The 20,568-nt window shown below is 61.6% G+C and carries 22 protein-coding genes; 14 read left to right on the top strand and 8 right to left on the bottom strand.

Going from position 1 to position 20,568, the window contains the following annotated elements:
• Positions 1-3: 3 nt before the first annotated feature.
• The 6 genes from prmA to ACQ4WZ_RS16135 form a co-directional block, all read right to left on the bottom strand.
• On the bottom strand, positions 4-948 hold the full coding sequence (gene prmA, locus ACQ4WZ_RS16160; RefSeq protein ID WP_133989294.1) for a 50S ribosomal protein L11 methyltransferase: 945 nt from the start codon (positions 946-948) through the stop codon (positions 4-6).
• A complete protein-coding gene (gene accC / locus ACQ4WZ_RS16155) occupies positions 945-2,360 on the bottom strand; it encodes an acetyl-CoA carboxylase biotin carboxylase subunit (RefSeq protein ID WP_101482775.1) in 1,416 nt (471 codons plus the stop codon). Before accC ends, prmA begins: the two co-directional genes overlap by 4 nt.
• 101 nt (positions 2,361-2,461) lie before the next feature.
• Complete coding sequence (gene accB, locus ACQ4WZ_RS16150) at positions 2,462-2,926, bottom strand: acetyl-CoA carboxylase biotin carboxyl carrier protein (protein ID WP_101482774.1); 465 nt, start codon at positions 2,924-2,926, stop codon at positions 2,462-2,464.
• Positions 2,927-3,016: 90 nt separating this feature from the next.
• Complete coding sequence (aroQ, locus tag ACQ4WZ_RS16145) at positions 3,017-3,454, bottom strand: type II 3-dehydroquinate dehydratase (protein ID WP_101482773.1); 438 nt, start codon at positions 3,452-3,454, stop codon at positions 3,017-3,019.
• A gap of 82 nt (positions 3,455-3,536) precedes the next feature.
• Positions 3,537-4,088 carry a TlpA family protein disulfide reductase gene (locus ACQ4WZ_RS16140; protein WP_101482772.1) on the bottom strand — a complete coding sequence of 184 codons (552 nt, stop codon included), beginning with the start codon at positions 4,086-4,088 and terminating at the stop codon, positions 3,537-3,539.
• Positions 4,089-4,107: 19 nt separating this feature from the next.
• Positions 4,108-4,746, bottom strand: a complete 639-nt coding sequence (locus ACQ4WZ_RS16135) for a hypothetical protein (protein WP_436573961.1) — start codon at positions 4,744-4,746, stop codon at positions 4,108-4,110.
• Positions 4,747-4,861: 115 nt separating this feature from the next.
• Here ACQ4WZ_RS16135 and mpl point away from each other — a divergent pair, with 115 nt between their 5' ends.
• From mpl to ACQ4WZ_RS16090, 9 genes are all read left to right on the top strand, one after another.
• Positions 4,862-6,250: a UDP-N-acetylmuramate:L-alanyl-gamma-D-glutamyl-meso-diaminopimelate ligase gene (gene mpl / locus ACQ4WZ_RS16130; protein WP_436573960.1), complete on the top strand. Its 1,389-nt coding sequence runs from the start codon at positions 4,862-4,864 to the stop codon at positions 6,248-6,250.
• Complete coding sequence (locus ACQ4WZ_RS16125) at positions 6,247-6,831, top strand: YqiA/YcfP family alpha/beta fold hydrolase (protein ID WP_436573959.1); 585 nt, start codon at positions 6,247-6,249, stop codon at positions 6,829-6,831. Before mpl ends, ACQ4WZ_RS16125 begins: the two co-directional genes overlap by 4 nt.
• Positions 6,828-7,442 (top strand): chorismate--pyruvate lyase family protein, encoded by a 615-nt coding sequence (locus tag ACQ4WZ_RS16120; RefSeq protein WP_101482769.1) that lies wholly within the window; start codon positions 6,828-6,830, stop codon positions 7,440-7,442. The genes ACQ4WZ_RS16125 and ACQ4WZ_RS16120 overlap by 4 nt, the downstream gene beginning before the upstream one ends.
• 2 nt (positions 7,443-7,444) lie before the next feature.
• A complete protein-coding gene (locus ACQ4WZ_RS16115) occupies positions 7,445-9,532 on the top strand; it encodes a ribonuclease catalytic domain-containing protein (RefSeq protein WP_101482768.1) in 2,088 nt (695 codons plus the stop codon).
• A 131-nt stretch (positions 9,533-9,663) separates the two neighbouring features.
• Positions 9,664-10,521 (top strand): energy transducer TonB family protein, encoded by an 858-nt coding sequence (locus ACQ4WZ_RS16110; RefSeq protein WP_133993228.1) that lies wholly within the window; start codon positions 9,664-9,666, stop codon positions 10,519-10,521.
• Positions 10,518-11,375, top strand: a complete 858-nt coding sequence (gene aroE, locus ACQ4WZ_RS16105; protein WP_436573958.1) for a shikimate dehydrogenase — start codon at positions 10,518-10,520, stop codon at positions 11,373-11,375. The genes ACQ4WZ_RS16110 and aroE overlap by 4 nt, the downstream gene beginning before the upstream one ends.
• A 53-nt stretch (positions 11,376-11,428) precedes the next feature.
• Positions 11,429-12,103 carry a monofunctional biosynthetic peptidoglycan transglycosylase gene (mtgA, locus tag ACQ4WZ_RS16100; protein ID WP_436574173.1) on the top strand — a complete coding sequence of 225 codons (675 nt, stop codon included), beginning with the start codon at positions 11,429-11,431 and terminating at the stop codon, positions 12,101-12,103.
• Positions 12,104-12,325: 222 nt separating this feature from the next.
• A complete protein-coding gene (gene corA, locus ACQ4WZ_RS16095; RefSeq protein WP_101482764.1) occupies positions 12,326-13,291 on the top strand; it encodes a magnesium/cobalt transporter CorA in 966 nt (321 codons plus the stop codon).
• Between the two features lie 310 nt (positions 13,292-13,601).
• Positions 13,602-14,318 (top strand): HAD-IA family hydrolase, encoded by a 717-nt coding sequence (locus ACQ4WZ_RS16090; protein ID WP_436573957.1) that lies wholly within the window; start codon positions 13,602-13,604, stop codon positions 14,316-14,318.
• A gap of 1 nt (position 14,319) precedes the next feature.
• On the opposite strand, the gene hemL is transcribed toward ACQ4WZ_RS16090, so the two are convergent.
• Both hemL and thiD read right to left on the bottom strand, forming a co-directional pair.
• On the bottom strand, positions 14,320-15,609 hold the full coding sequence (gene hemL / locus ACQ4WZ_RS16085) for a glutamate-1-semialdehyde 2,1-aminomutase (RefSeq protein ID WP_436573956.1): 1,290 nt from the start codon (positions 15,607-15,609) through the stop codon (positions 14,320-14,322).
• Between the two features lie 50 nt (positions 15,610-15,659).
• Positions 15,660-16,517, bottom strand: coding sequence for a bifunctional hydroxymethylpyrimidine kinase/phosphomethylpyrimidine kinase (thiD, locus tag ACQ4WZ_RS16080; RefSeq protein WP_101482761.1), 858 nt, complete (start codon positions 16,515-16,517; stop codon positions 15,660-15,662).
• A gap of 96 nt (positions 16,518-16,613) precedes the next feature.
• On the opposite strand from thiD, the gene ACQ4WZ_RS16075 reads away from it, so the two are divergent.
• From ACQ4WZ_RS16075 to ACQ4WZ_RS16055, 5 genes are all read left to right on the top strand, one after another.
• The gene (locus ACQ4WZ_RS16075; RefSeq protein WP_010401308.1) at positions 16,614-16,766 is read left to right on the top strand and encodes a rubredoxin; all 153 of its coding nucleotides are present in this window, start codon (positions 16,614-16,616) and stop codon (positions 16,764-16,766) included.
• 85 nt (positions 16,767-16,851) lie between these two features.
• Positions 16,852-17,274 (top strand): response regulator, encoded by a 423-nt coding sequence (locus ACQ4WZ_RS16070; RefSeq protein ID WP_101482760.1) that lies wholly within the window; start codon positions 16,852-16,854, stop codon positions 17,272-17,274.
• 35 nt (positions 17,275-17,309) lie between these two features.
• A complete protein-coding gene (locus ACQ4WZ_RS16065; RefSeq protein ID WP_101482759.1) occupies positions 17,310-17,675 on the top strand; it encodes a response regulator transcription factor in 366 nt (121 codons plus the stop codon).
• Positions 17,676-17,737: 62 nt separating this feature from the next.
• Positions 17,738-18,316, top strand: coding sequence for a chemotaxis protein CheW (locus ACQ4WZ_RS16060; RefSeq protein ID WP_436573955.1), 579 nt, complete (start codon positions 17,738-17,740; stop codon positions 18,314-18,316).
• The gene (locus ACQ4WZ_RS16055; protein WP_133989302.1) at positions 18,316-20,553 is read left to right on the top strand and encodes a methyl-accepting chemotaxis protein; all 2,238 of its coding nucleotides are present in this window, start codon (positions 18,316-18,318) and stop codon (positions 20,551-20,553) included. Before ACQ4WZ_RS16060 ends, ACQ4WZ_RS16055 begins: the two co-directional genes overlap by 1 nt.
• Positions 20,554-20,568: the final 15 nt, after the last annotated feature.

Raw genomic sequence — 20,568 nt, 5'->3', positions numbered from 1 at the left:
TGCTTATGCACCTTCCGCGCGGGGCGCAGGCGCTTGCGTGCTGCCCAGGCGGCCATGCAGGGCTACCCAGCCGTCTTGCTCGGCCCAGACACCCAGCTGGATGAACGGTGCGTAGGCAGCAGCGACTTCTTCCGCCTGGCGTGCCAGCACGCCGGACAGGATCAGGGCGCCGCCGTCGGCGACTCTGCCCGACAGCATCGGCGCCATCAGCTTCAATGGGCTCGACAGGATGTTGGCAACGACGATGTCAAATTTCGCCGTGGCGTGCGCCGAAGTGGCAAAAGTATCTGGCAAGAAATATTCGATCTCGCACTGGTTGCGTTCGGCATTGTCGCCAGCCGATTCGATCGCTTGCGGGTCGATATCGACGCCGACCACTGTTTGCGCGCCCAGCTTCTTTGCCACCATGGCCAGGATGCCGGAGCCGCAACCGTAGTCGAGCACGGTCTTGCCAGGGGCGGGATTGGCTTCCAGCCACTCCATGCACAGGCGGGTGGTCGGATGGCTGCCCGTGCCGAATGCCAGGCCCGGGTCCAGTTCCAGGATCAGGCCAGCAGGATCCGGTGCCTCGTGCCAGCTGGGCACGACCCAGATATTCTTGCCGATGTGAATCGGTGCGAATTGCGACTGGGTCAGGCGTACCCAGTCCTGCTCTTCCACGGGGCGCATGGTAAACACCGGTACCGTTGCCATGCCGACAGCTTCGGCTGCGGCGGCCACGATGGCGGCCTGGTCGGCGTCGACGTCGGTCAGCGCCACCACGCGGCTGCGTTCCCACGCCGCTTCCTTCGGTTCCATGCCTGGCTCGCCAAACAGGGGCTGCTCGGCATCCGTGCCTTCATCGGCGTCTTCCACCGATACCGACAGGGCGCCCGCTTCCATCAACGCGTCGGACATGGCCTCGGCGTTGTCACGGGCGATTTCGATGACGATTTCCGTCCAGCTCATGCGCCCGCCTTGATTTCGGATTTCTTGGCGATGCTGGGGCTGCCGCCATTCAGGTTCTTGCCCAGGTCCGGCATGTCGGCCAGTTTCTGTTCCAGATAGTGAATGTTGGTGCCGCCTTCGATGAAGCGCGCATCGATCATCAGTTCGCGGTGCAGGGCGATATTCGTGTTGATACCTTCGACCACCATTTCGGACAGGGCGATCTGCATGCGGCGGATCGCTTGCTCGCGCGTGGCGCCGTAAGCGATCACTTTGCCGATCATCGAGTCGTAGTGCGGTGGCACGTAGTAGCCGGCGTAGGCGTGCGAGTCGACGCGGATACCAGGGCCGCCCGGCGCATGCCAGGACACGATCTTGCCTGGCGATGGCGTGAACTTGAATGGATCTTCGGCATTGATGCGGCACTCGATGGCGTGGCCCGACAGCAAGACGTCGCGTTGGCGGAAACGCAATTTTTCGCCGGCGGCGATGCGGATCTGCTCTTGTACGATGTCGATGCCGGTGATCATCTCGGTGACCGGATGTTCAACTTGCACGCGGGTATTCATTTCAATGAAATAGAACTCGCCGTTTTCGTACAGGAATTCAAACGTGCCGGCGCCGCGGTAGCCGATCTTGCGGCAGGCTTCGGCGCAACGGTCGCCAATTTTTTCGATGAGTTTGCGCGGGATGCCCGGCGCTGGTGCTTCTTCGATGACTTTCTGGTGGCGGCGCTGCATGGAGCAGTCGCGCTCGCCCAGCCAGACGGCATTCTTGTGTTCATCGGCAAGAATCTGGATTTCCACGTGGCGCGGATTTTCCAGGTACTTCTCCATATACACTTCAGGGTTGCCGAAAGCCGTGCCGGCTTCCGTCTTGGTCATCGCCACGGCGTTGATCAGGGCGGCTTCCGTGTGTACCACGCGCATGCCGCGTCCGCCACCGCCGCCGGCAGCCTTGATGATGACCGGGTAGCCGACCTTGCGGGCAATTTGCACGATCGCTTTCGGATCATCCGGCAACGCGCCTTCCGAGCCTGGGACGCAGGGTACGCCAGCCTTGATCATGGTTTGCTTGGCCGACACTTTGTCGCCCATCAAACGGATCGATTCGGAGCGGGGGCCGATGAAGACGAAGCCCGATTTCTCGACGCGTTCGGCAAAGTCGGCATTTTCCGACAGGAAGCCATAGCCTGGGTGAATTGCTTGTGCATCCGTCACTTCAGCGGCGCTGATGATGGCGGGCATGTTCAGGTAGCTCAGGGACGACTGTGCCGGGCCGATACAAACGGATTCGTCGGCCAGCTTGACGTATTTCGCGTCCTTGTCGGCTTCGGAGTGGACTACAACCGTTTTAATGCCCATTTCGCGGCAGGCGCGCTGAATACGGAGGGCAATTTCACCACGGTTGGCAATCAGGATTTTTTCAAACATGGTAGGTTCGCGTATGTCTGTGAGAGCCGGCGAGCCGGCGAAACAACAAGTGTGAGGGACTAAAACTGCAAACGGCCGTTGCCGGCCGTGTGGACTGGGTTTTAGCCGATCACAAACAAGGGTTGACCGAATTCGACCGGCTGGCCGTTTTCGACCAGGATCTGGGTCACGACACCGGCTTTATCGGAGTCGATTTCATTCAGAAGCTTCATCGCTTCGATGATGCACAGGGTATCACCTTCCTTGACGGTAGCGCCCACTTCAACATAGGCGGCGCTGCCAGGAGCGGAGGAACGGTAGAAGGTGCCAACCATGGGCGACTTGACCACATAGCCCGTTGGCTCGGCGGCTACCACGACGGCAGCTGCCGCAGCGGGAGCGGCGGCTGGCGCGGCGGGCTGGTAGTGGGCTTGCATGCCTTGCGGCTGCATCATGACCATCTGGTTTTGCGGCATGGCCGACGATTTGACGATGCGAACCTTGCTTTCGCCTTCGGTAACTTCCAGCTCTGCGATATCCGATTCGGCGACCAGGTCGATCAAGGTCTTGAGTTTTCGTAGATCCATGTAAAACCCCTAGGAATGTAGTTTGTTTTATGAGTGATGCGGTGATGTCCAGAACCTATCGCCGCGCTAAATGCGTGCAGATCGCGTAGATTAACGTTTTTTAAGCGCGAAGTCGATGGCAAGCCGATATCCATCGATACCTAGCCCGCAGATCGTCCCCTGCGCGATCGCGCTGAGAAATGAGTGATGTCGAAACGTTTCGCGTTGATAAATATTCGAGATATGGACTTCCACGAACGGAATGGCGACCCCGGCCAGCGCATCGCGTAAGGCAACACTGGTATGTGTCAGGCCGCCAGGATTGATGACGATGGCATCGATCCCTTCCGCTCGCGCGGCATGGATGCGGTCGATCAGCGCGCCTTCATGGTTGCTTTGAAAGCAGACCAGGTCGGCACCGGCCGCCATGGCTTGCGCCATTGCTGCCTGCTCGATATCGGCCAAGGTGCTGGCGCCGTAGACCTCAGGCTCGCGCGTTCCCAGCAAATTCAGGTTGGGACCGTTGAGCAGAAGGAGGTTTTTTGCCATGTATGGAAGACCGTTTTAGCGAAAGTTCCGCATTTTGCCGCCAAAGATACGCATTGGCAAGAGAAAAAAGCACGCTCCGAATTTACAATTTATCCAGATCGGCGCGCAACTGATCAAATTTCAAGCGGCCCAGATAGGTCTTTTTGACTTCGCCATCGGCGCCGATCAGCACCGTAAAGGGCAAACCGCCCGTGGCATTGCCAAAATGACGCGACAGGTCGGTACCGCTCAGGCCGGAAACATACACGGGATAAGCGATCTTTACCTTGCTGGCAAAAGTAGCAATATTGCTGGCCGAATCGATACCAATACCGATGACCTGCAGATTTTTCGCCGCATAGTGCCCTTGTACTTCGGATAACTCCGGCATTTCTTCCACGCAAGGCGGACACCAAGGCGCCCAGAAATTGACCAGCAAATTCTTGCCTTTCCATTGCGACAAGGCTTGCGTGGCGCCAGCCGCGTCCGGCAGGGACAGTGCATACAGTTCGTTGACGGGACCCGTCGCGCCCGGCGCGATGGTCGTCGTCAGAGGCCCCGCTTTTTCCTTCTCTTTATGCATGCCCACGTAGGCGCCCATGCCGCCAAACATCAGTGCCACGATGGCGCAGGCGATCCAATTCTTTTTTGTCATAACTTTATCTATATCAATGTTAGTCGGCAGCCGGCACGCCATCGGCGAGGCTGGCGGCCAGCAGGCTGCGCAGACCCGCGATATCGGTGCGCAGCACTTTTCCATCTGCCTTGGCTTTCAGCGCGCCGCGCATGTCGTCGAGCTCATACATGGCTGCATGCACGCCTTCGTTTTTCCATAAGAAACTGGCCGTCTCGACCGCATCATAACGCGCTCCCTTGAAATGCGGGCTTTCCGACATGTCGAGCACGACATTTTTATTGAGCAGGAAGATATGGATATCTTTGGCGCTCTCGGCAAACAGCTGCAAATAGATCTCGTCGTGGGGGCCTGCCGTGCCGTTCAGCACGGGGCCGCTGAGCAGGGGATGAAATTGTTGCAACGCTTCCATGACCTGCAGCGCAATCGTGCGCAGCTGAAACAGGCGCGCCGGCTGGCTGTCGGCCAGGAACAGGGCATTGTATTGCCGCACCTGCTCTTCGATCATGTCGTTGTCAGGCAGTACATTGGGCCGGTTCGGCGCGTCGCCGAGTACCTGCCGCGCGGCCTTGCGCTTGGCGCTGCCATAGTCGGCGCCATCCTGCGCCACCAGGCGCGCGGCAGCGGCGGCGATTTCCAGGCGCAACTGCGCGCTATCGTCAAATGCATCGTTCGTCATGAGCGAGATGATACTCCGAAGCGGAAAAAGTCATGGCGTCAGGTAAAATCCTACACTTGCCCTTTTTTAGCTCACCGTCTTACTTACTTTAGCGTGCACCTTTCGCACTGATCACATGCATATTCATATTCTCGGTATTTGCGGTACCTTCATGGGCGGTCTGGCCGTCCTGGCCAAGGAAGCCGGCCATAAAGTCACCGGTTGCGATGCCAACGTCTATCCGCCGATGAGCACTCAGCTGGAATCGCAGGGAATCGAACTGATCCAAGGCTTTGATCCGGAACAAACCCAGTTGAATCCGGATTTGTATGTGATTGGCAATGTGGTTTCGCGCGGCAACCCTCTGGTGGAAGAAATCCTCAACCGCAGCCTGCCATATGTCTCCGGACCGCAGTGGATCGGCGAACACATCTTGCGCAATCGATGGGTGCTGGCCGTGGCCGGCACGCATGGCAAGACGACAACTTCGGCCATGCTGGCATGGATACTCGAAGACGCGGGCTACGCGCCCGGCTTCCTGATCGGCGGCGTGCCGATGAACTTTGGCATTTCTGCCCGCCTCAGCGGCAAGATCGATGGCAAGAGCGTAGATTCGGACTTCTTCGTCATCGAAGCCGATGAATACGACACGGCCTTCTTCGACAAGCGCAGCAAGTTCGTGCATTACCATGCGAAGACGGCGATCATGAATAACCTGGAATATGATCACGCCGACATCTTCCCCGATCTGCACGCGATCGAGACGCAATTCCACCACTTGGTGCGCACGGTGCCCGGCATCGGCCGCCTTGTGTTCAATGGCGACGAAGCGTCGCTGCAGCGCGTGCTGGCGCGCGGTTGCTGGAGTGAAAAGGAATGTTTTGGCCAAGATGCCAACTGGCAACTGCAAGAGCAGGCCGATGGCAGCTTCGACGTGGTTTTCAATGGCCAGCAGGAAGGCCATGTGGCGTGGGCGCTCACGGGCAAGCACAACCGCAGCAATGCGCTGGCGGCCATCGCCGCCGCGCGCCACGTGGGCGTGCCTATTGCCCAGGCCTGCGCGTCGCTGGCCACATTCGAGAGTGTCAAGCGGCGCATGGAAGTGCGCGGCGTGGTCAACGATATCACCGTGTACGACGATTTCGCGCATCACCCGACGGCCATTGCCACCACCGTGGGCGGGTTGCGCCAAAAAATGCGCCAAACCGTCGGCGACAGCGGCCGCATCCTGGCCGTGCTGGAACCACGTTCGAACACCATGAAGCTGGGCGCCATGAAAGATGCGCTGCCGGGCAGCCTGAAGGATGCCGACCTGGTCTTCGGTTTCGGCAGCCATGCTGCGCTGGGCTGGAGCCTGGGCGACGCGCTGGCGCCGCTGGGCAAGATTGCCAGCGCCTATGAAGACATTGATATGCTGGTGGCGGCCGTGGTCGCTAGCGCCCGTCCCGGCGACCAGGTCGTCGTCATGAGCAATGGCGGCTTTGGCGGGGTGCACCAGAAATTGCTGGAGGCGCTGGGCCGATGATTCTGTACCTGCATGGATTTCGCTCGTCGCCCCTGTCGATGAAGTCGCGCCTGCTGGCCGCGCAGATGCAGGCGCTGGGCCGCGAAGCAGAGTGGCTGTGCCCGCAATTGCCGGCCTCGCCCAAGCTGGCCATCGCACTGGCTCTGTCGCTGGTCAAGGACGTGGCGCCGGGCGACCTGACGATCATCGGCTCTTCGCTGGGCGGCTATTACGCCACCTGGCTGGCAGAGCAACTCGGTTGCCGCGCCGTGCTGCTCAACCCCGCCATCGTGCCGCTGATCGACCTGGAGCAGCATGTGGGCGTGACGACTGAGTTCCATTCGGACAAGCCATTCGAGTTCAAGCGCGAATACATAGCTGAGCTGCGCGCGTTTGCCGTACAGAAAATTACGCAGCCGCAACGCTATTTCCTGATTGCCGCCACTGGCGATGAAGTACTCGACTACCGCGACATGCTGGCGCATTATCAGGGGGCGCAGCAGTGCGTCATCGACGGCAGTGACCATGGCATCAGCGAATTTGCCGCATACCTGGTGCCCGTGCTGGCCTTTTGTGGCATCCATACGGACGCCGCCCGGTGAGGCCTGGTTCGCTGCGGCAGGCGCAATGGCATGCGCACGTGAACGCCGTCAATGCGCCGCCGGCCTTGCGCCACTGGCTCAAGGGTGGCGGTTCCTTGACGGCCAAGCTGAAAGCGCATAGCAGCGCGTTCCGCGTGCAATGTTTGCATCAGGAAACTGCACGCTGCCTGAGCGACGAGGCGGCCAGCATCGGCCTGCACCGTTCGGGCCGCGTGTGGGAACGCGAAGTGCTGCTGCGGTGTGATAACAGGCCGGCCGTGTTTGGCCATACCGTCGTGCCCATGCAGGCGACGGCCACGGACTGGCCTTTGTTTTCCGCGCTGGGCGAGCGCTCGCTGGGCACGACCCTGTTTGGCGACCGCATGGTGCGACGCGGCACTCTTGAATTTGCCCGCTTGCGCGCAGGTCACCCGCTGGTACAGCGGGCGCAGGCGGCGCTGGCACGGGAAGGGCAGCGCGTCGATGAAAAGGCGCTGTTTTTTGCCCGCCGCTGCCTGTATCAGCGCCACCAGGGCTTGCTACTGGTAACCGAAGTATTTTTGCCGGCGGTGTTTGAGTTGAAGCCCGTCACTCGCACCGTTGCAACCGACACATTAATGAACAAAGCATAACAATGAATCTATTTTTTGAAGAATCCGGCGATTTCAAGGTCGGCACGGTCCTGTCGCAAGCAGGTGAGGCTTACCAGGTCGAAATGGCCAGCGGCAAGCGCACCAAGGTCAAGACCAAGGACGTGCTGCTGCAGTATGAAAAACCGGCCCCGGCCGAGCTGCTGGAGCAAGCCAAGGCCGTGGCCGCCGAAATCGACCTCGATTTCCTGTGGGAAGTGGCGGGCGAAGACGAGTTCGGCTTTGCCGAGCTGGGCGCCGAGTATTTCGGCCATGCCCCGCTGCCGCCGGAAGCGGCCGGCCTGATCCTGGCCCTGCATTCGGCGCCCGTGTATTTCTACAAGAAGGGCCGTGGTCGCTACAAGGCGGCGCCGGAAGCGTCCTTGAAGGCGGCATTGGCCGGCATCGAAAAGAAAAAACAGCAGGCGCTGGTGCAAGCCGCGTATGTGGAAGAGCTGAAACAGAACCGTTTGCCTGCGTCCATGCAGCCCATGGTGCTGCAACTGTTGTTCAAGCCCGACAAGAATACGATTGAATACAAGGCGCTGGAAGCGGCTTGCACGGAATTGCACACGACGCCGCCGCGCCTGATGCTGGCCGTTGGTGGTATTGCTTCGGCAAAAGATTTGCACCTGTCGAAATTCCTGTTCGAGAACTTCCCCAAGGGCGCCGGTTTCCCGAGCGTGCCCGTGCCGTCCGTGACGGCCAAGCTGCCGCTGGCCGACGTGGCCGCCTTCTCGATCGACGACGTGACTACCACCGAGATCGACGATGCCTTCTCCGTGCAGCCATTGCCGGATGGCACGATCAAGGTGGGTATCCACATCGCCGCGCCGGGCCTGGGCATCCGCCCGGAAGACGTGATCGACAAGATGGCGCGCCAGCGCATGTCCACCGTCTACATGCCGGGCGACAAGATCACCATGCTGCCGGACGAAATCGTGAATGCTTTCACGCTCGCAGAAGGCACGACGTGCCCGGCCCTGTCGCTGTACGCGACCCTGGACCCGAAAGCGGAGTGGGCGGTAATCAGCACGCAGACGCGCGCCGAGCTGGTGCCCATCGCCAGCAATTTGCGCCATAACCAGCTGGACGACCTGGTCAACGAAGAAACCCTGGCCAGCGGCGAAGGCGAGTACCCGCACAAGGCCGATTTCGCCGTGTTGTGGCAATGGGCGCAGCAGCTGGAACAGGGCCGCATGAAGAAGCGCGAAGCGTTTGGCCTGAAGCCGGAACAGAATAACCGCGTCGATTTCAACTTTTATGTGGAAAACGACATCGTCACCGTGGCGCGCCGCAAGCGTGGCGCGCCGCTGGACAAGATCGTCGCTGAACTGATGATTTTTGCCAACAGTACCTGGGGCAAGATGCTGCACGACCATGGTGTGCCAGGCATTTACCGCAGCCAGGGCGGCGGCAGCGGCAATAGCTGGGCGGCAAAAATGCAGGTGCGCATGGTCACCCATGCGGCGCCGCATCAGGGTCTTGGTGTGGATCAATACGCGTGGAGCACCTCGCCCTTGCGCCGCTACACGGACCTGGTGAACCAATGGCAAATTATCGCCTGCGCCGAGCATGGCGTGACGGCACCGCTGGTGGCCCCGTTCAAGCCGCGCGATGCGAATTTGTTCGCCATCGTCTCGGCGTTTGACGCGGCGTATGCCGCGTATGGCGATTTCCAGTCGAACATGGAACGCTACTGGTGCTTGCGCTGGCTGCACCAGGAAAATGCACGCCAGGTCGATGCCGTCGTCTTGAAAGATGAAATCCTGCGCCTGGTCGATATCCCGCTGGTCATCAAGCTGCCAGGCATGCCATCGGTGGCGCGCGGCGCCCAGGTGAAACTGGACTTGCTGCGCTGGGATGAAGTCGACCTGAGCATCGAAGCGCGCCTGCTGGAAATTGCCGCCGTGCCGGATGCGGCGGCCGACGCCGAGCTCGACTACGAGGAAGATGCGGGCGACGAAGGCGCCGAGGAGGTCGAAGTGGCGCCGGAAGCTTCTCCGGAAGCGGCGAACCAGGTCAGCGACGCCGATGCGGAAGTGGCGGAACTGGCCAGCGAGGACGTGGTCAGCGAGCCCGAGGTCAAGTAAGGCCGCCGCCAAGCCACAAGGCGGTGCTGATAACTGTTGCCGGCACCGCCCTTTGACGTAGAATTCAGCACATCTTGTGCTTGTTGCGAACTGGGTTGCGCGTGAAGTATTTCCGAGAGTATCGTTTCCTGATGATCGCCGTGGCGGTGTCGCTGCTGGCGCACGGCGCCTTGCTGGCGATGCATTTTGTCGCCCCGGCCCCGCAGCGGGCCGTGGCCACCGATCCCGGCCTGGAAGTGATCCTGGTCAACGCCAAGCATGCGAACAAGCCGCTGAAGGCCGAGGCCCTGGCGCAAGCCAATCTCGACGGCGGTGGCCAGGCCGACAAGGGCCGCGCCAAGTCGCCCTTGCCCGACATGCGCAAGGTAGAAGAGGGCGATAGCGCCAAGGCCAGCGCCCGACGCATTGCCGAACTGGAGCAAAAGCAGCAGGAACTGCTGACGCAGGCGGCCAAGACCACGCCCTACAGCGCCGCGCCCGTCACGGAAAAAGACAAGCCCAATCCCCTGGCCAGCGGTTCGGACTTGATGGAAAGCAGCAAGGCCATCGCGCGCATGGCGGCCGAGATCAGCCAGACCGTGGAAGACCAGAACAAGCGTCCCCGCAAGACTTTCATTACGCCCAGCACGCAAGAGGTCGGCTATGCCATGTATTACAAGACCCTGCAAAAGCGCATCGAGGAAATAGGCACCCTGAATTTCCCGCAAAAGAATGGCCGCAAGATATATGGCGAACTGGTCGTCTACATCCCCATCTTCCAGGACGGCACGATTTACCAGAAGGAGGGCGGCGCCCGCGTGGAGAAAAGCTCGGGCAACCCGGCGCTGGATGCGGCGGCCCTGGCCATCGTGCGCCGCGCGGCGCCTTTCGGCCGTTTCCCACCGAATATGTTGTCGAGTGACAAGGATGACCTGTGGGTCGTCATCACCCGTTTCAAATTTACGCGCGAAGAAAAAATGGAAGCTAACCTGACTGGCGGCAGCAATTGAGTACACACGAACTAAATACAAGCGAAGTACATTCTGATCAATATTGCGTCTTTGGTAATCCCATCGCCCACAGCAAGTCTCCCTTGATCCACGCCGCGTTTGCGCTGCAGACAGGACAAGCCATGGCCTATGAACGCCGGCTGGCGCCGCTGGACGGCTTTGCTTTGGCGGCCCGCAGCTTCGCCGCCGAAGGGGGCAAGGGCGCGAATGTCACGGTGCCATTCAAGCTCGATGCGTGTGCGCTGGCCACTGTCCTGACGCCACGCGCGCAAGCGGCCGGCGCCGTCAATACCTTGCGTTTCGATGGCGACGCCATTCTTGGTGACAATACCGACGGCGCGGGCCTGGTGGCGGACATCGTGCGCAACGCGGGCGTGGACATCGCCGGCAAACGCGTCCTGCTGCTGGGCGCGGGCGGTGCGGCGCGCGGCGTGGTGCTGCCCTTGCTGGAACAGGGGCCGAAGGAAATTCTTATTGCCAACCGCACCGTGGCCACGGCCGAGGCGCTGGTGGCCCAGTTTGCCGATGCGCTCAGTCATCCCGGTCAACTGCATGCCTGCGGCTACACGCAGCCCGAAGGCGTCTTCGATATCGTCATCAATGCCACCTCGGCCAGCCTGGCGGGCGATTTACCGCCCGTGCCCGCAAGTGTCTTCGGCAGCCACACGCTGGCGCTGGACATGATGTATGGCGCCCAGCCCACCGTCTTCATGGACTTTGCCGCCCAGCATGGCGCGCAGGTGCGCGACGGCTTGGGCATGCTGGTGGAGCAGGCGGCGGAAGCGTTTTACGTATGGCGCGGCGTGCGGCCGCAGACGCAGGACTTGCTGGCGCACATGCGGGGCAGTTCGTGAGCGGCGGCAAGAAAGGCGCGCACAAAGCTGGTCGCGGCAGCCGCTATGGCTGGATCAAGTGGCTGTTTATCGTGCCCGTGCTGGCCTTTATCGTCGTGCAACTGTATTTCTTCCTGCAAATCTGGTGGTGGGTCGACCACAACCCGTCCAGCACGGCCTTCATGCGCGAACAGTTGTCTGTCTTGCAGGACAAGAATCCCAATGCCACCATCCAGCAGACGTGGGTGCCGTACAACCGCATCTCGAACAATTTAAAACGGGCCATCATCGCCTCGGAAGATGCGAATTTTTCCGAGCATGAAGGGGTGGACTGGGAAGCCTTGCAAAAGGCGTACGAAAAAAATAATAAAAAGCAGAAGGTCGTGGCGGGCGGCTCCACCATCACGCAGCAACTGGCAAAGAATCTGTTCCTGTCCGGTTCGCGCAGCTATGTGCGCAAGGGCCAGGAACTGATCATCACCTACATGCTAGAAAGTCTGATGGATAAGCAGCGCATCTTTGAAATTTATTTGAACGTGGTGGAATTCGGCACGGGCATCTTCGGCGCCGAAGCGGCCGCGCGCCACTATTATCACGTCAGCGCGGCGGGCCTGAGCGCGGCGCAGGCGGCGAAACTGGCCGTGATGCTGCCGAATCCCCGCTTTTACGACCGCCACCGCGATACTGGCTACCTGAACCGGCGCACGGGTGTCATCCTGCGCCGCATGGGGGCGGCTGAATTGCCTTGATGGCCGCCGGCTTTCTTTTCATAAAATTAAGAATGCTTAATCTGTACTATTGCGGCGCAGCATCTTAATCACCCCGCTTGGTGCAACGCCGCACTTTTTCCGTGAAAAAGCGGTGCCGGGGGGTGGTCGTGAAAAGGCCTTTGCGGGTACACTTGCGCTGTTTTCATTTTTGGCGCAAGCGCCAGCACATCACGATAACCCAACATCCGGCTGAGAGCGCGCATGATCAATGTCTTTGTATTACAGAATGGCCGGCTCAACCAGGTGCCGATCGACAGCCGCGCAGACCTCGAAAATGCCGAACCGGTGTGGGTCGACCTGACCGATCCCACCGACGATGAACGGGGCTGGGTCAAGGCCATTTACAACGTTACCCTGCCGGGCGAAGACGAAGTCAAGGATATTGAAGCGTCGGCGCGCTATTACGAAGCGGAAAACGGCGATTTGCATCTGCGCACGGACTTCTTGCGCGAAGAGGACGATGGTCCCTCGCGCGTCATCACCGTGGCCTTCATTCTGGCCCGCAAGATTCTGTTTTCCATGCATACGGACGATCTGCCCGTGTTCCGACTGGTGCGCATGCGCGCCCGTTCGCGGCCCGGTTCGATTGCCGACTACATGGATGTGCTGCTCGACCTGTACGCCACCGATGCCGAATATTCGGCTGACGTGCTCGAAGGCATCTACCAGAACCTGGAAGAAGTCAGCACGCGCGTGCTGCAAAAGGAATTTACCGATGCGCACGCAGCCGAAGCGCTGAATGCCATTGCCCACGAAGAAGATTTGAATGGCCGTATCCGCCGCAACATGATGGATACGCGCCGCGCCGTGAGTTTCCTGATGCGCGGCCGCTTGCTCAATTCCGAGCAGTTCGAGGAAGCGCGGCAGATTTTGCGCGACATCGAATCGCTCGATGGCCATACCTCGTTCCTGTTTGATAAGATCAACTTCCTGATGGATGCCACCGTCGGTTTCATCAACATCAACCAGAACAAGATCATCAAGATCTTCTCGGTGGCCAGCGTGGCTTTCCTGCCGCCTACCCTGATCGCCAGCGTGTACGGCATGAACTTCAAGCTGATGCCGGAACTGGAATGGTCGTTTGGCTATCCGTGGGCCTGGGGCCTGATGATCACCAGCGCCATCGCGCCCTTCCTGTACTTCCGCCATCGCGGCTGGCTGAAATAAGCATTCTTCGCCGGGACGCGTCCGCGTTCCGGATACGCCACCGGGCTGCGTCCCGGATTCCAAGGCGAACGCAGCAAATTCAAAAATCAGCGATAATCATTGGTATTGCGTGGTATTGAATTGGTGTTTGTCCGTCAACGCTTGCCTGGCGCCCGATTCTTCCCCCCGTAGTCTGCTTTTTGCAGAAAAGTATCGTCATTGAGACGTTTTCTGCGTAGTAGCGTCCGCCTGTTCCACCTATGATCGTGCGATGCCAGCCTTGGCCGGCCGGCCGCCGCATTTCCCGTCACCGTTGCTTTCTGGAGAGTCCATGCCTGATACCGCCACTACCCCACCGCGTTTCACCCATCTGATCAGCGACTGCGATGGCGTGCTGATCGACAGCGAAGCCGTGGCCCTGCAAGCGCTGCTGGAATTGCTGGCGCCGCGCCTGCCGAACCTGCCCGAGGGTGTTACCCTGCAAGGCTTGATCGAGCCGCGCCTGGGCCAGCGCCTGGTGCCGCTGATGCAGGATATTTACAAGGAACTGGGCTTGCCACAATTGCCGGCCGACGAAATCATGGCTATCGGCAACGCCGTCGATGCGGCCTGCGACGCGCAATTGCGCGCCGTGCCCGGCGTGGCGCAGGCGCTGGCCGCCATTCCCCTGCCCAAGGCCGTGGCCTCGAACAGCGTCAGCGCACGCGTGCTGTCGGCGCTCGAGCGCACTAGCATGGCGCCGCTGTTCGATCAACGCGTCTTTACGCCTGACCTGGTGGGCCACGCCAAGCCGCACCCGGGCGTCTACCTGGCGGCGGCTGCCGCGTTTGGCGTGCGGCCAGGCCAGTGCCTGGTGCTGGAAGACAGCGTCACGGGCGTGACGGCCGCCGTGGCGGCGGGCATGACGGTATTGGGATTCATCGGCGGCGGGCATATCGCCGCCGGCCAGGAAGCGCGCCTGAAGGCGGCCGGCGCGCATGTCGTGTTCAGCGACATGGCCAAGCTGCCGGCGCTGGTGGCGGCGGTAATGGACACCGCGGTGGTATAACTTACACGAGCTTGGCAAACACTTTGCGCGCGGCAGCGATGGTGGCGTCGATGACGGCATCATCGTGCTGCGCCGAGACGAAGCCTGCCTCGAAGGCAGCGGGCGCAAAGTACACGCCTTCGTCCAGCATGGCGTGGAAGAAGGCGTTGAACTTGCTGCGGTCGCCCGCCATCATTTCCGCGTAGCTGCTCGGTGGCGTGGCGCTGAAATAAATGCCGAACATGCCGCCGATGTAGTCGGCGCAGAAGACCACGCCCGCCTCTTTGGCTGCGGCGGTCAGGCCTTCGGCCAGGCGCTTGGCCGTGGCGCCCAGCTGCTCGTAGAAGCCAGGCTGCTGGATCAGTTTCAAGGTGGCCATGCCGGCCGCCACGGCGACCGGGTTGCCCGACAGGGTGCCGGCCTGGTAGACGGCGCCCAGGGGCGCCATGTGGTGCATCAGCGCCGCGCTGCCGCCGAAGGCCGCCACCGGCATGCCGCCGCCGATGACCTTGCCCAGCGCGGTGAGGTCGGGCTTGATGCCGTACAGCGCCTGCGCGCCGCCCAGGGCCACGCGCAAGCCGCACATGACTTCATCGAAAATGAGCAGAGCACCGTGCTGCGTGCACAGATCGCGCATCGCCTGCAGGAATTGCGGCGTGGCTTTCACCAGGTTCATGTTGCCGGCCACGGGCTCGACGATCACGCAGGCGATCTCCGCGCCGAAACTGTCGAAGGCGTCCTTCAGCTGTTCCACGTTGTTATAGTCAAGTACCAGGGTGTGCTTCACAAAATCTTCCGGCACGCCGGCCGAGGTCGGGTTGCCGAAGGTGAGCAGGCCGCTGCCTGCCTTCACCAGCAGTGAGTCGGCGTGGCCGTGGTAGCAGCCTTCGAACTTGACGATCTTGTCACGCCCCGTGGCGCCACGCGCCAGGCGCAGGGCGCTCATGGTCGCTTCCGTGCCCGACGAGACCAGTCGCACCTGCTCGATCGACGGCACCAGACGCGTGATTTCCTCGGCCATCAGCACTTCGCCTTCGGTCGGCGCGCCGAACGACAGGCCCAGCGCGGCCGCATCCTGCACCGCTTTCACCACTTCCGGATGGGCGTGGCCGACGATGGCCGGGCCCCACGAACCGATGTAATCGATATAGCGCTTGCCGTCCGCATCCCAGAAGTACGGGCCTTCGGCGCGCGTGATGAAGCGCGGCGTGCCACCGACGGAGCGGAAGGCGCGCACGGGCGAATTGACACCGCCTGGCGTGGTTTTTTGTGCGCGGGCAAACAGGATGTCGTTCTGTGAAGTCGTCGTCATGATAATCGTGCCTTGAAAGTGGATCGTTGTCTGTGTCGTCTGGTCTGTGCTTATTGGACGCCGCGCTGGCGCTGCTGCTGGAACTGCCGGTTTGGCACCAGCTTGCCCATGCCGTGGCGCTGCGCGTGGGCCAGCGCGCCGGTGGTAAATTCCTGCGCCGCCACGACCACCTGCGGTACATCGTCTTCGTTTTCAGCCAGGGCCAGCAGGGCGGTGGCCGCCGCCGACAGGGTGCTGCCGGCGCCGTTGAAGATGCCCGGCAGGTGCTGCCATTCGTCGTGGCGCACCACGCCGTCCTCGCCGAACAGGGTATTGGCGCGCAACTTGCCTTCGGCCGTGCCGGATTTGCTGGCGTCGGCGGGCATGCCGGTGACGAGCACGTACTCGCAGCCCAGAGCTACCAGGTAATCGACATCGTTTTGCAGGGTGTCGTCCGGGTCGGCGTCGCGCCAGGTTTCTGCCAGGCGCTCCAGTTCCACCGGCGAGAGCACCAGCAAAGTCGTTTGCGGGATCAATAGCTGGCGCACGGCGGTGAGGATGTCTTCGTCGTCCATGCCCTGTTCCGGCAGCGCCGAAATGAAGGGATCGAGGATCAGCGGCACGTTCGGATAGTCGGAGACGATTTCGGCGATGGCCGTGACGTTTTCCACGCTGCCCAGGGCGCCGATCTTGATGGCCGAGACGGACATGTCTTCCAGCAGCACGCGCGCCTGGTCGGAAACCCAGTCCGGGTCGACCGCTTGCACGTCTTCCACGCGCGCGGTATCGCTGATCAACAGGCCCGTGGTGACCGACAGGCCATGGCAGCCGAAGGCTGAAAACGTGGCCAGGTCGGCCTGGATGCCGATCGCGCCGACCGGATCGGACACGCCGAAGCTTAATATGAGGGGAGAAGTTTGGTTTTGCACGGCGGGTAGATTAAGATACCTAATTCAGCATTTTACTTGATTGAAGGGTGGCAGAACGTGAGTAGCAACGAAACAACGCAGCAATTCCAAACGTGGATGTGTCTTATTTGCGGCTGGGTTTATGATGAAGCGGCCGGCCTGCCCGACGAAGACATCGCTCCCGGCACGCGTTGGGCCGATGTTCCGATGAACTGGACCTGTCCTGAATGCGGTGCGCGCAAGGATGATTTCGAGATGGTGGCGCTTTAACTAATCCAGAACCCTGGGATGGTGCTGCCGCACGCTGGTATCGCGGCAGCCTGTGCTATGGTATGAAAGATTGTCGAATAATTACATGTCGCGTCCAATTCTGCCCGAGGCACCGTCCGATGCCGTGTGCGCCAGCGCCACGATACTGGTCATCGACGACAGCGCCACCAGCCGCAGCGCGGCCGAAAAGGTCTTGCGCGAGGCAGGTTATCGCGTGGTGGTGGCGGAAAACGGCTTCGAGGCCTTGGCCAAGATCGCCGACTGCCAGCCGGCGCTGATCGTGTGCGACATTGTGATGCCTCGCCTGGACGGCTACCGCACGTGTGCGCTGATCAAGGCCAGTGCGGCCTTTCATGCCACGCCGGTGCTGATGCTGTCGTCGAAGGAGGGCTTGTTTGACCGCGCGCGCGGTGCCATGGCAGGCGCCAGCGCCTGCCTGGTCAAGCCGCTGGCGCGCGAGGCGCTGCTGGAAGCCGTGCGGCTGCACCTGGCCAGGCAATTTGAGTAAGTGGTTTATTGATTGACAACGCAGCAAGGAAGCAGATGGCCATACACACAATTCTGATCGTCGATGACTCGCCGACAGAACGCTATTACCTGAGCGAGATGCTGGTGCGTGCCGGTTATGCCGTCGTCACGGCGCAGGACGGTGCCGACGCGTTGGCGCAACTGAAGCAGGCCAGGCCCGACCTGATCCTGATGGACGTGGTGATGCCCGGTGCGAATGGCTTCCAGATCACGCGCGCGATTGCGCGCGATCCCGAACTGCAGGACGTGCCGGTGATTATCTGTTCCAGCAAGAGCCAGGAAACGGACCGTATCTGGGGCTTGCGCCAGGGCGCGCGCGATTACCTGGTCAAGCCGGTGGTCGAAGCCGAGCTGCTGGCCAAGATTGCCGCGATTTCCTGAGAATGCAAACGATGCCAGGTCACGGCGTGTCCACAGCGGCCTTCCCGCCTGCCGCTGCCGCCATGTCATCTTTCGATATGGGGGCGCGGCAGGGGCGCTTGCGCCAGTATCAGCTGCAATTGATCGAGCGGATACAGGCCGCGCGCAGCGGCGCGCTGGCAGCGCGCAAGGAACTGGGCGTGATGCTCGGTGGCCGGCCGTGCCTGCTCGATCTGACGCAGCTCGGTGAAATCGTCATTGCCGCCGGGGTGCAGATCCAGGGCGTGCCGCTGGCGCAGGACTGGTATTTGGGCCTGGCGGCCATGCGCGGACGCCTGACGGGGGTTGTCGACCTGGCCCGCTACATGGGCGAACCGGCCTGCGCGCCCGGCAGCCACTGCCGCATCATCACGTTTTCTCCCCGCCTGGGCCTCAATTGCGCACTGCTGGTCGAGCGCGTGCTGGGCTTGCGCCAGCTGCGCACGATGCAATCCATGCCCATGCCGGAGGCGGCTCGCGAGGTGCCTTCCTGGGCGGCGCAGACGCTGTGCGACAGCGCAGGGCAGCAGTGGCTGCGCCTGGACCTGGCGCAGCTGGCGCAATCGGAACGCTTCCTTGATGCCGGTTTTGGCGGATTCGCCGACCACGAGGACATACGCTGATGGGCGCCAATTCTCCTATCCTGACTACCGGCATGCCCGAGACGGACCACGTTGCTGACGGGCCGACCGCGGCGGCCGACCTGCCGCTGCGCTTGCGCGACGCGCTGGGACGGCGCAAGTCGCTGGCCAAGGCACCGGTCAGCGACTTGAAGCTGCCGCTGATCGGCCATTTGCCGCTGCAAAGGCAATTGAGCATCCTGTCGACGGTGATGGCCCTGAGTCTGGCCGCCAGCCTGCTGTTCGTCGGCCTCAATACGCGCAGCGGCAATATCGCCTCGGCGCAGACGCAGCTGGCCAGCGACGCGTTAATGCATTCGCAGCGCATCGGCAAGGCTGCGCCGAATGCCGTGCAGGGTAATCCGGAAGCCTTCCGCCAGCTCGAGGAAAGTCGCAATGAGCTGAACCAGGATTTCCGCCTGATGCTGCGCGGCGGGACGTATCACGGCCGCGATATCGGCGAGTCGCGTTCCGGCCTGCTGGCGGCGGTGGCCGACGCGCGCAAGAAGTGGGCCAGCAGCGACCGCGCGGCCAGCACCATCTTGCGCCTGAAAACGGAGCTGGGTGAATTCGACAAGACCTTGCAGCAATTGAACGCACTGTCGCCGGCGCTGCTGGCGCAGACCGAGGAAATAGCGGCGCTCAAGGTGCAGCGCGGCGGCAACGCGCGCGACCTGGCCGTCATCGGCCGCCTGATGATGCTGAGCCAGCGCATGAGTCGCAGTGCCAGCGAGTTTCTGTCGTCGGGCAGCATCAGCTCGGAAACGGCATTTTCGCTGGGGCGCGACACGACGTATTTCCGTACCGCCGTCGAAGGCTTGCTCAACGGCAGCATGTCGCTGCAATTGGCGCCCACGCGCGACGCCGAACTGCGCGACCGGCTGGTGGCGCTGAAAGCCAGTTTCGACACTTACCAGAAGCTGGTTTCGTCGATACTCGACCGGCTGGATAAATTCAGTTCGGCCAAGAGCGCCGAACAGCTGATTTTCAACGAGAACGAAGACCTGCGCCAGCGTTTGACCCTGCTGCAGCAGATGTACCACGTGAACCAGGAAACCCTGGGCATGGCCTTCTGGATGATGGTTGGCGGCGTATTGCTGACCCTGATCGCGGCGGCCGGCATCGGCCGCGTGCTGCTGCAGGACTCCGTCAACCGTACGCGCGACGCCGAGCGGCGGCGTCAGGAAGCGGAAATCCTGCGCCTGCTGTCGCAGGAAAAGGAAGAGCAGGCCAAGGCCAAGAATGACCAGAACCAGGCGGCCATCCTGCGCCTGATGAACGAATTGCAGAAGGTCGCCGACGGCGACCTGACGGTACAGGCCACCGTGTCGGAGGACATCACGGGCGCTATCGCCGATTCCGTCAATTACACGGTGGAGGAATTGCGCGGCCTGGTGGGGCGCGTGACGGCGACGGCCGAACAGGTCAACCGCGCCTCGACGCAGGCGCAAAGTATCTCCAGCAAGCTGTTGATCGCTTCGCAGCAGCAGTCGCGCGAAATCCAGGGCGTGAGCGCCACCGTGGTCAAAATGGCCAATGCGATTACCGACGTGTCGAAGTCGGCCAGTGTCTCGGCCGACGTGGCTCGCCAGTCGGTGGCGGCGGCGCAGCAGGGGGCGACGGCGGTGGAAAATGCCATCAAGGGCATGCATGAAATCCGCGAGCAGATCCAGGATACCTCCAAGCGCATCAAGCGCCTGGGCGAATCGTCGCAGGAAATCGGCGAAATCACCGAGCTCATTTCCGACATCACCGAACAGACCAACGTGCTGGCGCTGAACGCCGCCATCCAGGCTGCATCGGCTGGCGAAGCGGGGCGCGGCTTCTCGGTTGTCGCCGAGGAGGTGCAGCGCCTGGCAGAACGCTCGGCAGCTGCCGCCAAGCAGATCGGCGCGCTGGTGCGCACCATCCAGGCCGATACCCAGGATGCTACCCGCGCGATGGAAAAATCCACGCAGGGCGTGGTCGAGGGCGCACACCTGTCCGACGCGGCCGGCGCTGCCTTGAACGACATCAGCCAGGTGTCGAAACACCTGGCCGAACTGATTCAGGGCATCTCGTTCGCCACGGGCACGCAGGCCGGTTCGGCCAGCGGCGTAGCCTTGAATATCCAGCATATCCTGAGCGTGACGGAGCAGACCCAGGATGGCACGCAGCAAACGGCGCAATCGATCCATAAACTGTCGATGCTGGCGCAGGAACTGAAAAATTCGGTGTCGCGCTTCCGCGTCGCCGCCTGAACGCCGCGCCAGTCC

The organism is Janthinobacterium darwini (assembly GCF_051380905.1).
Classification (GTDB): domain Bacteria; phylum Pseudomonadota; class Gammaproteobacteria; order Burkholderiales; family Burkholderiaceae_D; genus Janthinobacterium.
The sequence above is the reverse complement of the archived record's forward strand: the minus strand, read 5'-3'. Positions and strand labels throughout refer to the sequence as shown.